The following is a 14054-nucleotide window of genomic DNA, read 5'->3' on the forward strand; positions in this document are numbered from 1 at the left end:
AATGGCCGGACATCCTGATGGTGGGACATGGAGCTGTTCCTCCCCTCAACTTGACGTGAGCCGAAGAGAAACGGTTGCTTGCGTTCCCGTACGGGTGAGCCCGTCTCCGTACTGGTGAGCGCGCCCGCGCACGGGGTCGGGCCGGTCCCCGTACGGGCTAGCCGCGCCTCGTACGGGTGAGCCCGGGACCCGTGTCAGTCAGCCTCCCCGCGGATCACGGCGAGCACGCCGTCCAGCTCGTCAGGTTTCACAAGAACGTCACGAGCCTTCGACCCCTCGCTGGGGCCCACGATGCTGCGCGACTCCATGAGGTCCATGAGCCGGCCGGCCTTGGCGAAGCCGACGCGGAGCTTGCGCTGGAGCATCGACGTGGACCCGAACTGGGTGGAGACGACCAGCTCGGCCGCCTGGCACAGCAGGTCGAGGTCGTCGCCGATGTCCTCGTCGATCTCCTTCTTCTGCTTGGTGCCGACGGTGACGTCGTCGCGGAAGACGGGCGCCATCTGGTCCTTGCAGTGCTGGACGACCGCCGCGACCTCGTCCTCGGTGACGAAGGCGCCCTGCATGCGGACCGGCTTGTTCGCGCCCATCGGCAGGAACAGGCCGTCGCCCTTGCCGATCAGCTTCTCGGCGCCGGGCTGGTCGAGGATGACGCGGCTGTCGGCGAGCGAGGAGGTCGCGAAGGCGAGCCGCGAGGGAACGTTTGCCTTGATCAGGCCGGTCACGACGTCCACGGACGGCCGCTGCGTGGCGAGCACCAGGTGGATGCCGGCCGCGCGGGCGAGCTGGGTGATGCGCACGATCGAGTCCTCGACGTCGCGCGGCGCGACCATCATGAGGTCGGCGAGCTCGTCGACGATCACCAGCAGATACGGATAGGGCTGCAGCTGCCGCTCGCTGCCCTCGGGCGTCTTGAGCTTGCCCTCGCGCACGGCCTGGTTGAAGTCGTCGATGTGCCGGTAGCCGAACGCCGCGAGGTCGTCGTAGCGCAGGTCCATCTCGCGCACGACCCACTGGAGCGCCTCGGCCGCCCGCTTGGGGTTGGTGATGATCGGCGTGATCAGGTGCGGGATGCCCTCGTACGCGGTGAGCTCGACGCGCTTGGGGTCGACGAGGACCATGCGGACGTCCTCGGGGGTGGCCCGCACCATGATCGAGGTGATCAGACAGTTGATGCAGGACGACTTGCCGGAACCGGTGGCTCCGGCGACGAGGATGTGCGGCATCTTCGCGATGTTGGCCATCACGTAGCCGCCCTCGACGTCCTTGCCGAGCGCCACCAGCATGGGGTGGTCGTCCTCGGCGGCGTCCGCGAGCCGCAGCACGTCGCCGACGTTGACCATCTCCCGGTCGGTGTTCGGGATCTCGATGCCGACGGCGGACTTGCCGGGGATGGGCGAGATGATCCGCACGTCGGGGGACGCGACGGCGTACGCGATGTTCTTCGCGAGCGCCGTGATCTTCTCGACCTTCACGGCGGGGCCGAGCTCGATCTCGTAGCGCGTGACCGTCGGACCGCGCGTGAAGCCGGTGACGACGGCGTCGACCTTGAACTCCGTGAAGACGTTGGAGAGCGAGTCGACGACCGCGTCGTTGGCGGCGCTGCGGGCCTTGCCGGGGCCGCCGCGCTCCAGGAGGTCGAGGGAGGGCAGCGAGTAGGTGATGTCTCCGGAGAGCTGGAGCTGCTCCGCGCGCGGGGGCAGGTCGCGCGGCTCCTCGGGGGCGGCCTTGGTCAGGTCGGGGACGCCCGCGGGCGCGGTCTCCTTGGCGGCGGGCTTCTTCTTGCCGGGCGTGACGCCCGTGGCGCGGGCGGGCGGCACCGGGGCGGACGGGTCCTGCTCCGCGCGGTCCCCCGCGACGCCCTGCGTGAGGTCGGCGACCAGCGGCGAGGGCGGCATGCCGTGCAGCACGGCGCCGTCGAGCGCGGCGGCGGCCGCGGCGGCCACGTCCACGGCGTCCAGGGGGCGGTCCGGGTCGGGCTGCGCGGAGGCGCGTCGCGGCCTGCGCCGCTTGGTGAGGGCCTCTTCCTCGGCCTGCTCCGGAGAGGGCGTCTGCGGTCCCGAGGCGGGCGCCCTGCGGCCGCGGGCGCGGGCGGGCAGCGCCTCGCGCCACTGGTCCTCGTACCGCTCGTCGTCCGCCGAGTACTCCCCGTACTCCTCGGCCTCCGGCGCCGCCTCGATGACGCCGAGCCGCACGCCGAGCGCCCGCAGCCGCTGCGGGATGGCGTTGACCGGCGTCGCCGTGACCACCAGGAGCCCGAAGACCGTCAGGAGCACCAGCATGGGCACGGCGAGCACCTGGCCCATCGCCTTGGTCAGCGGGGTCGAGGCGCCCCAGCCGATGAGGCCGCCCGCGTCCCTTATCTGCTGCATGCCGTCCGAGCGCGCGGGCGCCCCGCACGCGATGTGCACCTGCCCGAGCACGCCGATGACGAGGGCGGACATGCCAATCATGATGCGGCCGTTGGCGTCGACCTTCTCGGGGTGCCGGATGAAGCGCGCGGCGATGACCGCGAGCAGTATCGGCACGAGCAGGTCGAGGCGCCCGAAGGCGCCGGTCACCAGCATCTCGACGAGGTCGCCGACGGGGCCGTGCAGATTGGACCAGGTGCCCGCGGCGACGATCAGCGCGAGCCCGAGCATGAGCAGCGCGAGGCCGTCCTTGCGGTGCGCGGGATCGAGGCCCTTGGCGCCGCGGCCGACGCCGCGGAACACCGCGCCCACGCCGTGCGCGAGGCCCATCCACAGGGCCCGGACGACGCGGTACAGGGGGTTGCCGGTGCTCGGCGCGGGCTTGGGCGCGGCCTTCTTGGCGGGTGCCTTCTTGGCCGCGGCCTTCTTCGCGGGTGGTTTCTTCGCAGCGGCCTTCTTCGCCGGAGCCTTGGTCGGCGCGGCCGCCTTCTTCGCGGGCGTCTTCTTGGCTGCGGGACGTGAGGCCATGGGTGTGAGATTACCGGGGGAGGCGACGGTGGACACGTGTGCCTACCGCTTCACCCGTTTGTGTCGCCCCGGTCCGGGCGGCGAGCTGACGGCCGCTCATCGGCGCCTGCCGCGACCGCACTCGGCGGCCGCGGAGCTGTCGTCCGGTCAGTTCCGCGAAGGATCCGTGAGGATCAGTACTGCGAAGGGTCGGCGCCGCGGAGGCTCAGTTCTGCGAAGGCACCGAAGCGGCGCCGCTTCCGGTGCCCGGCTCCAGCGCGTCAAGGGCCCTGCGCAAACCCGTGAGTTTGCGTTCGAGATGGGCGGCGGTGGCGACTGCCGCCGCGTCCGCCGAGTCGTCGTCGAGCTGCTTGGACAGCGCCTCGGCCTGCTCCTCAACGGCCGCGAGGCGCGCGGACAGTTCGGCGAGGAGGCCCGCGGGCTCCTTGGTGTCCGCGGCCGCCGCCTTCGCCCCGCCCTCCAGCTGCAGGCGCAGCAGGGCCGCCTGCTCGCGCAGTTGGCAGTTCTTCATGTACAGCTCGACGAACACGGAGACCTTGGCGCGCAGGACCCAGGGGTCGAAGGGCTTGGAGATGTAGTCCACGGCTCCCGCCGCGTATCCCCGGAAGGTGTGGTGCGGGCCGTGGTTGATGGCCGTGAGGAAGATGATCGGGATGTCCCGGGTCCGCTCCCGCCGCTTGATGTGGGCGGCGGTCTCGAAGCCGTCCATGCCCGGCATCTGGACGTCCAGCAGAATGACCGCGAAGTCGTCCGTCAGCAGCGCTTTGAGCGCTTCCTCCCCGGACGATGCCCGCACCAGCGTCTGATCGAGCGCAGAGAGGATGGCCTCCAGCGCCAGCAGATTCTCCGGCCGGTCATCGACCAGGAGGATCTTGGCCTTCTGCACCATGGCCCGCCCTCCTCGCCCCGGCGGTACACCGGGCGCCGCCCCAGGGGACGACTCCCTTGCGCCGTCCGTCGTTGTGCCGGTCATGGTAGCCGCACCCCGCCTGTCGCCACACCCTGTCACCGCGATGTCACTGTGCACGTAGCAGAAACGCAGTGGCGGACCAGAAGGTTCCCCGAATACCGCGGTTCTACACGGCGTCGGCCACACTCCGTCAGCAACTCCGCGTAATGACGCGGTGTCTCCGTAGGCCCCGTGTGACGTCTCCGTACGACCCGTGCGACGGATTCCTACGTCTCGTGCGGGCCGTGCCGTACGGACCGTGCGGCTACTTCGTACGACTCCTTAACGCCCGTCGAGGTTCCACGACGGGCCCCCGGAGTTCCGCGGACCCGCCGCGGAACCCTCCGGGGCCCGTCGTGGAACCGTCCGGGCGTCGCGTCACTCCGTCCGCATCCACTGGTCCATGACCGACAGAAGATGATCGGGGTCGACCGGCTTCGTCACGTAGTCCGACGCTCCGGAGTCGATGGCCTTCTCCCGGTCGCCCTTCATCGCCTTCGCGGTGAGCGCGATGATCGGGAGGCCCGCGAACTGCGGCATCCTGCGGATCGCCGTGGTCGTGGCGTACCCGTCCATCTCCGGCATCATGATGTCCATCAGGACGACCGTGACGTCGTCGTGCTGCTCCAGGACCTCGATGCCCTCGCGGCCGTTCTCCGCGTACAGCACGGACAGACCGTGCTGCTCCAGGACGCTGGTCAGCGCGAACACATTGCGGATGTCGTCGTCGACGATCAGCACCTTCTCGCCGTCGAACTGGAGCTTCACGCGCGTGGGCGGCAGCTCCTGCGCACCGCCGTCGTGCCACTGGTCCTGGACCTCCGCACCGGCCGCCGTGCCCGGCTGGCCCGGCACCGCGGCGGCGGGCGCCTCACTGGCGGGCGTGTTCCGCCGCCTGCGCCGGAACAGCGCGGCGGGGCCGGGGGACGCCTGCGCCGGCGCTCCGGCGGGTGCGGGGCCCGGGGGCAGGGCCTCGCGGGCCGTGCCGCTCTCGGGGGCCTCCCGGCCCGGCAGCTCGGGCGTGGCCAGCGGCGCCGGGAGCTGCGGGTAGCCCTGCGGCGGCAGTTCGCTCGGGTGCAGCGGCAAATACAACGTGAAGGTGGAGCCGCGCCCCGGCTCGCTCGCCGCGTGGATCTCCCCGCCGAGCAGCCGCGCGATCTCCCGGCTGATCGACAGGCCGAGGCCCGTACCGCCGTACTTGCGACTGGTCGTGCCGTCCGCCTGCTTGAACGCCTCGAAGATCACCCGCATCTTGCTGGCCGCGATCCCGATGCCGGTGTCGGCCACCGAGAACGCGATCAGATCCGCGTCCGGGTCCCGCAGCGAACCGGCCTCGAGGAGCTGCTCGCGGATCGCGTTCGGCACGTCGTTGCCGGCGAGCCGGATGACCAGCTCCACCGCCCCGCTGTCGGTGAACTTCACCGCGTTGGCGAGCAGGTTGCGCAGCACCTGAAGGAGCCGCTGCTCGTCCGTGTGCAGCGTCGCGGGCAGCTCCGGCGACACCCGTACGGAGAAGTCCAGGCCCTTCTCCGCGGTCAGCGGGCGGAACGTGGCCTCCACGTAGTCGACGAGCTGGACCAGCGCGATCCGTGTCGGGCTGACGTCCATCTTGCCCGCCTCGACCTTCGACAGGTCCAGGATGTCGTTGATCAGCTGGAGCAGGTCCGAGCCCGCACCGTGGATCGTTTCGGCGAACTCCACCTGCTTGGGCGTCAGGTTCGCGTCGGCGTTGTCGGCGAGCAGCTTGGCGAGGATGAGCAGGGAGTTGAGCGGCGTACGCAGCTCGTGCGACATGTTCGCCAGGAACTCGGACTTGTAGCGCATCGACACCGCGAGCTGCTCGGCGCGCTCCTCGAGGACCTGCCGGGCCTCCTCGATCTCGGTGTTCTTGACCTCGATGTCGCGGTTCTGCTGGGCCAGGAGCGCCGCCTTCTCCTCCAGCTCGGCGTTGGACTCCTGCAGCGCCTTCTGCCGGTTCTCCAACTCCTCGGAGCGCTCGCGCAGTTGCTCGGTGAGCTCCTGCGACTGCTTGAGGAGCATCTCGGTCTTCGTGTTGACGCTGATGGTGTTGACGCTCGTCGCGATCATCTCGGCGATCTGGCTCAGGAAGTCCTTCTGGATCTGCGTGAACGGCTGGAACGACGCCAGCTCGATCACCCCGAGCACCTTGCCTTCGAAGAGCACCGGCAACACGATGACCTGCGCCGGAGGCGCCTCGCCAAGCCCGGAGGCGATCCGCAGATAGCCCGAGGGCGCGTTCTCCACGAGGATCGTGCGCCGCTCCTTGGCCGCCGTGCCGATGAGCGTCTCACCGGGCCGGAACGACGTCGGCATCGACCCCATCGAGTAGCCGTAGCTGCCGAGCATGCGCAGCTCGTACGCGTCCTCGTCACCGCCGATGTCGTTCGGGTCGTCGACGGGCACCGCGAGGAAGAACGCGCCGTGCTGCGCCGAGACCACGGGCGTCAGCTCGCTCATGATCAGCGAGGCGACGTCCGCCAGGTCGCGGCGGCCCTGCATCAGACCGGAGATGCGGGCCAGGTTGCCCTTGAGCCAGTCCTGCTCCTTGTTGGCGAGGGTCGTGTCACGCAGGTTCGCGATCATCGTGTTGATGTTGTCCTGGAGGACCTGGATCTCGCCCGCCGCGTCCACGTCGATCTTCAGGTTGAGGTCGCCGCGGGTCACCGCGGTGGCGACGGCCGCGATCGCGCGCACCTGCCGGGTCAGGTTCCCGGCCATCTCGTTCACCGACTCGGTGAGGTCGCGCCACGTGCCGTCGATGTCCCGCACCCGCGCCTGGCCGCCCAGCTGGCCCTCCGTACCCACCTCACGGGCGACCCGGGTGACCTGCTCGGCGAAGGAGGACAGCTGGTCGACCATCGTGTTGATGGTCGTCTTGAGCTCCAGGATCTCGCCGCGCGCGTCGATGTCGATCTTCTTGGTGAGGTCGCCCTTCGCGATGGCCGTCGTGACCATCGCGATGTTGCGGACCTGGCCGGTGAGGTTGGACGCCATGCCGTTCACGGACTCGGTGAGGTCCTTCCACGTGCCCGAGACACCGGGGACGCGGGCCTGGCCGCCGAGGATGCCGTCCGTGCCCACCTCGCGGGCCACCTTGGTGACCTGGTCGGCGAACGAACTCAGCGTCTTCACCATGGTGTTGAAGGTGTCGGCGAGCTGCGCGACCTCGCCGCGCGCCTCGATCGTCACCGTCTTCGTCAGGTCGCCGTTGGCCACGGCCGCGGCGACCTGGGAGATGTTCCGCACCTGCATGGTCAGGTTGTTGGCCATCAGGTTGACGTTGTCACTGAGGTCCTTCCAGATGCCCGTGACGCCCGGCACGCGGGACTGGCCGCCCAGCTTGCCCTCGGTGCCGACCTCGCGGGCGACCCGCGTGACCTGCTCGGCGAACGACGACAGCTGGTCGACCATGGTGTTCACGGTCGTGACGAGCTCGAGGATCTCACCCTTGGCGTCGACGGTGATCTTCTTGGACAGGTCGCCGCGGGCGACGGCGGTCGTGACCTCGGCAATGTTGCGCACCTGGAGGGTCAGGTTGTTCGCCATGCCGTTCACGGACTGCGTCAGGTCCTTCCACGTACCCGACACCCCCTGCACCTCGGCCTGCCCGCCCAGGATGCCGTCCGTACCCACCTCGCGCGCGACGCGCGTCACCTGCTCGGCGAAGGCCGAGAGCTGATCCACCATCGTGTTGAGGGTGTTCTTCAGCTCCAGGATCTCGCCCCGGGCGTCCACGTCGATCTTCTGCGACAGGTCACCGCGGGCCACCGCCGTCGCGACCTGCGCGATGTTGCGGACCTGCGCGGTGAGGTTGCCGGCCATGCCGTTCACCGAGTCGGTCAGGTCGCGCCACACACCGGCCACACCCGGCACCTGCGCCTGCCCGCCGAGCCTGCCCTCCGTACCCACGTCCCGGGCGACGCGCGTCACCTGGTCGGCGAACGCGGAGAGCTGGTCGACCATGGTGTTGATGGTGTTCTTGAGCTCCAGGATCTCGCCCCGGGCGTCGACGTCGATCTTCTGGGACAGGTCACCGCGGGCCACCGCCGTGGTCACCTGGGCGATCTGGCGCACCTGCGACGTCAGGTTGCCGGCCATGAAGTTGACGGAGTCCGTGAGCTCCTTCCACGTGCCGCTCACGCCGTCCACGCGGGCCTGGCCGCCCAGGCGCCCCTCGGTGCCCACGTCCCGCGCCATCCGCGTGACCTGGTCGGCCATGGACGACAGCTGGTCCACCATCGTGTTCACGGTGTTCTTCAGCTGGAGCATCTCGCCGGAGACGTCGACGGTGACCTTCTGCGACAGGTCGCCGTTCGCCACCGCCGTCGTCACCTGCGCGATGTTGCGGACCTGGCCGGTGAGGTTGCGGAAGGCGGTGTTCACCGAGTCGGTGAGGTCCTTCCAGGTGCCCGCGGCGCCCGGCACCTGCGCCTGCCCACCGAGCTGCCCCTCGGCGCCGACCTCCCGGGCGACGCGCGTCACCTCGTCACCGAACGACGACAGCTGGTCCACCATCGTGTTGACGGTGTTCTTGAGCTCCAGCATCTCGCCCGCGACGTCCACGGTGACCTTCTGCGACAGGTCGCCGTTCGCCACCGCCGTCGTCACCTGCGCGATGTCCCGCACCTGCGTCGTCAGGTTGCGGAAGACCGTGTTGACGGAGTCCGTCAGGTCCTTCCACGTCCCGGCCGCCCCCGGCACGTTCGCCTGACCGCCGAGCTGCCCCTCCGCACCGACCTCGTTGGCCACGCGGGTGACCTCGTCGGTGAACGTGCGCAGCGTCTCCGTCATCTGGTTGATGGTCCCGGCGAGCTGGGCCACCTCGCCGCGGGCGCTCACCCGTACCTTCTGCGACAGATCGCCGTTGGCGACGGCCGTGGTGACCTGGGCGATGCCGCGCACCTGCGCGGTCAGGTTCCCGGCCATCAGGTTCACCGAGTCGGTGAGGTCCTTCCACACGCCCGCGACACCCGGCACCCGCGCCTGCCCGCCGAGCTCGCCCTCCGTGCCGACCTCGCGCGCGACGCGGGTGACCTCGGAGGAGAACGAGGAGAGCTGGTCGACCATCGTGTTGACGGTGTTCTTCAGCTCCAGCATCTCGCCGGCGACGTGAACCGTGACCTTCCGGGACAGATCACCCTTGGCGACCGCGGTCGTCACCAGCGCGATGTCCCGGACCTGCGCGGTCAGCCGGTACGCCATCGTGTTGACGGAGTCCGTCAGGTCCTTCCACGAACCCGACATCCCGCGCACCCGCGCCTGCCCGCCCAGCTTGCCCTCCGTGCCCACCTCGCTGGCCACGCGCGTGACCTCGTCGGTGAACGTCGAGAGCTGGTCGACCAGGTTGTTGACCGTCCGCCCGACCTTCAGGAACTCGCCGCGCAGCGGATGGCCGTTGCCGTCCATCACCTGCGCGCGCAGCTCCATGCGCTGCTCCAGGTCGCCCTCGGCGACCGCGGAGAGCACCCGGCCGACCTCGGAGACCGGGCGTACGAGATCGTCGACGAGGTCGTTCGCGGCGTCGATCGCCGTCGCCCACGACCCCTCCATGGCCCCGGCCTGCAGCCGCTCTGTGAGCTTTCCCTCACGCCCCACCGTGCGCCGCACCCGGGCCAGCTCGCCCGTGAGGTGCAGATTGCGGTCGGCCACCTCGTTGAAGACCGCCGCGATCTCCGACATGACGTCGTCGCCCGACACCGTGAGGCGCTTGCGGAAGTTCCCGTCCCGCATCGTCACCAGTGCGGACAGCAGCCTGTGCAGAGCCGCGGCGTCCACCGTGACCGTCGTCCCGTTCCGCGGCTTGCGCTGGCTGTTCGGGGACCGTCCGTCTTTCGCGCGCGTCTTAGCGGCCCGCGTCGCAGCGCCAGACTCCACTGTGTCCCTCCCGCAAGGGTCGACCGTACTGCTCGGGCTGTATCTCAAGCCTGCCCAGTGTTTCACCATGGCCGAACCAGGCCATAACAGTTCGGCAGCTTCGCACACCGTCCGCACACCCTCCGGGCGGAAACACTGGCGACCGGCATCAGCTTGGACGGCGAAGGTAAGTAACCTGGCATCCGGCTGTCCAACCACCCCGGTCCTGCCCGGCCAGGGCGGTGGCACACATAACAGCGGGCATCGGAGGGGCGGCCGCACCATGGGACTGCAGATTCCCGGGGGACAACGGACGAGGAGCTCTGTGATCACCGCGCGCGCGGCTGCGACCTTCGAACCCGTCGGGCGTTCCGTCGCGACGGCCCGCTCATTCGTCAGGGACACCCTCCAGGGGTGGGGGTTTTCGGACATTGTCGACGACGCCGTCGTCCTGACCAGCGAGCTGGTCACGAACGCCGTCGTGCACGCGGGCACCGCCGCCGACGTCCAGTGCCTGCGCACCGACGACTCCGTCCGCATCGAGGTGTCCGACCGCTATCCCGAGCGCGAGATCCCGCTGCAGAACTCGCCCGCGACCATGGGCAGCCCCGACCGCGAGGGCGGCCGCGGCCTCCAGCTCTGCGCGGCGCTCGCGGGCCGCTGGGGCGTCGACTACACCTCGACGCACAAGCAGGTCTGGTTCCAACTCGACCTGCCCGACCGCCCCGTGGGCACCCGCGCCGCCGGCCCCTCCCTCCCGGCCGACCTGCTGCCCATCGCCGACGGCCGCGTCCGGGTCGCCGTCGTCCAGATCGACCGCACGGGCGCGATCACCGCCTGGAACGAGGACGCGGAGGAACTCTTCGGGTACGTCGCCGACCAGGTCACCGGCAAACCCCTCACGGACTTCGCGGCCTGGCCGCACACCCCCGGCACCAGCACCGGCATCGCCGACGCCCTGCAACTGTCGCGCTGGGAGGGCAGTTACGGCATCCGCGACGCGAACGGCCGCGTCACCCCTGTCTACGCCTCGCACCTGCGCGTCCGCGACACCGACGGCGAGCCCTCCACGGTCTGTCTCCTCGTACGCGACGACGAGCGCGCCGTCCTCCAGACCCCGCTGCGCGGCCCGGCCCCCGAGTCCGGCACGCTCAGCGAACCCCGCGCCGCCGACCCCTTCGAGGCCTTCATCGGCTCCCCCGCCCCCGACGACCTGGACGGCCTCCTCCAGCGCACGGTCGAGCGCGCCCGCGACATGCTCGACGGCGACGCCGCATATCTGCTCCTCGCCACGGACGACGAGACGGAACTGCAGGTCCGCGCCTCCACCGGCCTGCCATCGGCCCGGCAGCGCTTCGCCCGCGTCCCCGTCGAGGCAGGACCCGGCCGGTACGGCTCGGTCCGGATGCCCGCCGTCCACGAGGACCTCACGCAGGTCCCGGGCGCGGCCCCGCTCCTCGAAGGCACGGGCATGCGCTCGGTCGTCACGGTCCCCCTAAAGGTGGAGGGCCGCCTCACGGGCGCCCTCGGCGTCGCCGCGGAAGCCCCCGGCCGGTACGCGAACGAGGAGGCCCTGCGCCTGCAGTTCGCCGCCGACCGCATCGCCTTCGCCGTCGAGCACGCGCGCCTCAGCGAGATGGAGCGGCTCCGCCGGGGCTCGCTCTCCTTCCTCGTCGAGGCCTCCGACCTCCTCGCGGGCACCCTCGACCGCGACCAGACCCTGGCCCTGATGGCCCAGATGACGGTCCCCACGCTCGCCACCTGGTGCGCGGTCTACACGATCGCCGACCAGGCCTCGGAGCCCTATCTCTCGTACGTCCTCCATGAGGACGAGGACCGCATCGACGGCCTCAAGGCGCTGCTCAAGAAGATCGCCCCGCCGGATCCGGTCCCGACCCCGGGCGCCCGCGTCTGGAAGGCCCCGTCCGATGCCGCGCACCAGGCGGCCCTGCGTACCTCGATGCGCAACTTGGGCCTGGGTGAGCCGATGACGGTCGGCTCGGGCATCGGTACGACCCTGTCGACGGCGTCCGCCGTGGGCGGCGAGACCGTGGTCCTTCCCCTGGTCGCCCGCAACCGCGTCATCGGCATGCTCACACTCGGCAAGCCCGCCGACGAGCACTTCCGCCAGGAGATCCTGGAGCTGGCCGAGGACCTGTCCCGCAGGGCCGCGCTCGCCCTCGACAACGCGCGCCTGTACTCGGAGCGCATGGCCATCAGCCAGTCCCTCCAGCGCAGCCTCCTGCCGCCCGGCCTGCCCCAGGTCCCGGGCGTGGAGGTCGAGGTCATCTACCGCGCCGCGGGCGAGGGCAATGAGGTCGGCGGTGACTTCTACGACCTCTTCCCGATCCGCGACGGCGCGTACGGCTTCGCGATCGGCGACGTCTGCGGCACGGGTCCGGAGGCGGCCGCCGTGACGGGCCTCGCCCGTCACGCCCTGCGCCTCCTCGCCCGCGAGGGCTTCGGCGGCCCGGCGGTCCTGGAGCGCCTGAACGCGGCGATCCTCGACGAGGGCGCCCGCAGCCGCTTCCTCACCCTTCTGTACGGCGAGCTGTGGCCGCAGGAGGACGGCTCGGCGTTCCTGAAGGTCGTGTGCGCCGGCCATCCGCTGCCGCTGCGCCTGCGCCAGGACGGCACGGTCGAGCCGTACGCGGAGCCCCAGCCGCTGCTCGGCGTCATGGAGGACCTCGAACTGTACGAGCAGACGATGACCCTCGACCCCGGTGATGTCCTGCTCTGCGTCACCGACGGCGTCACCGAGCGCCGCGAGGGCACCCGCATGCTGGGCGACGACGGCCTGGCGGACGTCCTGACGACGTGTACGGGACTGACGGCCGGCGCGGTGGCGGCCCGCATCATGCGCGCGGTGGAGCGCTTCGCGACGGACGCCCCGTCGGACGACATGGCGATCCTGGCGATGCGCGTCCCGGAGCGCGAGAGCTGAGCCCGGGGCCAGGAAGTCCCGGACCGTGAAGTCCCGGGCCGCAAACGGAAAAAGGCCACCGCCTGCGAGGCGGTGGCCTTTTCGTATGGAGCCCCCAAGCGGAATCGAACCGCTGACCTTCTCCTTACCATGGAGACGCTCTACCGACTGAGCTATAGGGGCCAGTTGCGCCTTTCGCGGTTTCCCGCGCGGCAACGAAATAAATCATACCCGAACATCAGGCGGTCCAGAACCGCCCCGCCGACGCCCTCAGAACGCCGCGTTGAGAAGCCCTCCGAGCGCATTGCACGCCGACACGATCCGCTGGAGTTCACGCCGGGTCAGCCAGGCGTCCACGGGCAGCGCAAGGGTCTCGTCGGCGGCACGCTCGGTCTCGGGCAGTTCTATGTCGCGCCAGAACTGCGGTGTGCGGTGCAGGGGCGTCTTCACCGGCACCCGGCACTCCACTCCCTTGACCCGTACGGCTCGTGCGAACGCGTCCCGGTCCGGCCGGCCGTTGCCGGGTACGCGCACGACGTACTGCTGATAGCGGTGGGCGAGGCTCTCGGCGGGCGTCAGCACGCCCTTGAGCCGCGCGTTCAGATACAGGGCGTGCACCCGTCGCCGCGCGAGCCCGTCGCTCGGCGCGTCCGGCTCGCCCTGCTCAAGGACGGTGAACCCGTGCCGCTGCCCGACGTCGCGGAGCCCGTCGATGTCGGCCTGGTTCCCGAAGCGGTGTACGGCGACGACCGCGGCGGTCCGCGAGGTGGCGACCGCGTCGACGGCTCCGGGGTCGAGGCAGTACGTCTCCGGGTCGATGTCGGCGAACACGGGCATGGCCCCCGCGAGCACGACGGCTTCGGCGACTCCCACATTTCCGTACGCGGGCACGATGACTTCGTCCCCGCTCCCGACACCTGCGGCTCGCAGCACGGCTACTGTCCCCATGTCTGCGAATGTTGATCGCGCAACGTGAACACGGAGTGACGCGCAACAAAAAAGAGCTGGTCCCCAAACCGAAGTTCAGGGACCAGCTCTCTACGTTTAGTTCGGCGGCGTCCTACTCTCCCACAGGGTCCCCCCTGCAGTACCATCGGCGCTGTAAGGCTTAGCTTCCGGGTTCGGAATGTAACCGGGCGTTTCCCTCACGCTATGACCACCGAAACACTATGAAACTGTGAACTACCGCACCACACCCTCAACGGGTGCGGGGTTGTTCGTGGTTTCAGAACCAACACAGTGAACGCGAGCAACTGAGGACAAGCCCTCGGCCTATTAGTACCAGTCAACTCCACCCGTTACCAGGCTTCCATATCTGGCCTATCAACCCAGTCGTCTACTGGGAGCCTTACCCCATCAAGTGGGTGGG

5 protein-coding genes, 1 tRNA gene and 2 rRNA genes are annotated in these 14054 nt (G+C 70.0%); 1 reads left to right on the plus strand and 7 read right to left on the minus strand.

Translation table 11 applies throughout. The features are described from left to right. Positions 1-194 precede the first annotated feature (194 nt). From ACFWZ5_RS16335 to ACFWZ5_RS16345, 3 genes are all read right to left on the minus strand, one after another. Positions 195-2939 (minus strand): DNA translocase FtsK, encoded by a 2745-nt coding sequence (locus tag ACFWZ5_RS16335; protein ID WP_384791667.1) that lies wholly within the window; start codon positions 2937-2939, stop codon positions 195-197. A gap of 205 nt (positions 2940-3144) precedes the next feature. Then, positions 3145-3828: a two-component system response regulator gene (locus ACFWZ5_RS16340; RefSeq protein WP_189738697.1), complete on the minus strand. Its 684-nt coding sequence runs from the start codon at positions 3826-3828 to the stop codon at positions 3145-3147. Between the two features lie 438 nt (positions 3829-4266). Next, entirely contained in the window at positions 4267-9783 is a 5517-nt protein-coding gene (locus ACFWZ5_RS16345; RefSeq protein ID WP_384791670.1) for a HAMP domain-containing protein, read from the minus strand. Positions 9784-10045: 262 nt separating this feature from the next. On the opposite strand from ACFWZ5_RS16345, the gene ACFWZ5_RS16350 reads away from it, so the two are divergent. Then, positions 10046-12706: a SpoIIE family protein phosphatase gene (locus ACFWZ5_RS16350; protein WP_384791673.1), complete on the plus strand. Its 2661-nt coding sequence runs from the start codon at positions 10046-10048 to the stop codon at positions 12704-12706. An 86-nt stretch (positions 12707-12792) separates the two neighbouring features. On the opposite strand, the gene ACFWZ5_RS16355 is transcribed toward ACFWZ5_RS16350, so the two are convergent. The 4 genes from ACFWZ5_RS16355 to ACFWZ5_RS16370 all read right to left on the minus strand — a co-directional run. After that, a tRNA-Thr gene (locus tag ACFWZ5_RS16355) sits at positions 12793-12868 on the minus strand. An 87-nt stretch (positions 12869-12955) separates the two neighbouring features. Further along, positions 12956-13633, minus strand: coding sequence for a DegT/DnrJ/EryC1/StrS family aminotransferase (locus ACFWZ5_RS16360; RefSeq protein ID WP_384791675.1), 678 nt, complete (start codon positions 13631-13633; stop codon positions 12956-12958). A gap of 99 nt (positions 13634-13732) precedes the next feature. Next, positions 13733-13849, minus strand: a 5S ribosomal RNA gene (rrf, locus tag ACFWZ5_RS16365). 91 nt (positions 13850-13940) lie between these two features. After that, positions 13941-14054: ribosomal RNA gene (locus tag ACFWZ5_RS16370) — 23S ribosomal RNA — on the minus strand; the annotation flags it as partial.

Origin of the sequence: Streptomyces sp. NPDC059003, from assembly GCF_042740445.1 — a bacterium.
Classification (GTDB): domain Bacteria; phylum Actinomycetota; class Actinomycetes; order Streptomycetales; family Streptomycetaceae; genus Streptomyces.

Bases quoted from the DNA above. Each gene is read 5' to 3' on its own strand.
- ACFWZ5_RS16360 (WP_384791675.1), bottom strand. From the start codon at position 13,633: ATGGGGACAGTAGCCGTGCTGCGAGCCGCAGGTGTCGGGAGCGGGGAC.
- ACFWZ5_RS16340 (WP_189738697.1), bottom strand. From the start codon at position 3,828: ATGGTGCAGAAGGCCAAGATCCTCCTGGTCGATGACCGGCCGGAGAAT.
- ACFWZ5_RS16335 (WP_384791667.1), bottom strand. From the start codon at position 2,939: ATGGCCTCACGTCCCGCAGCCAAGAAGACGCCCGCGAAGAAGGCGGCC.
- ACFWZ5_RS16350 (WP_384791673.1), top strand. From the start codon at position 10,046: ATGGGACTGCAGATTCCCGGGGGACAACGGACGAGGAGCTCTGTGATC.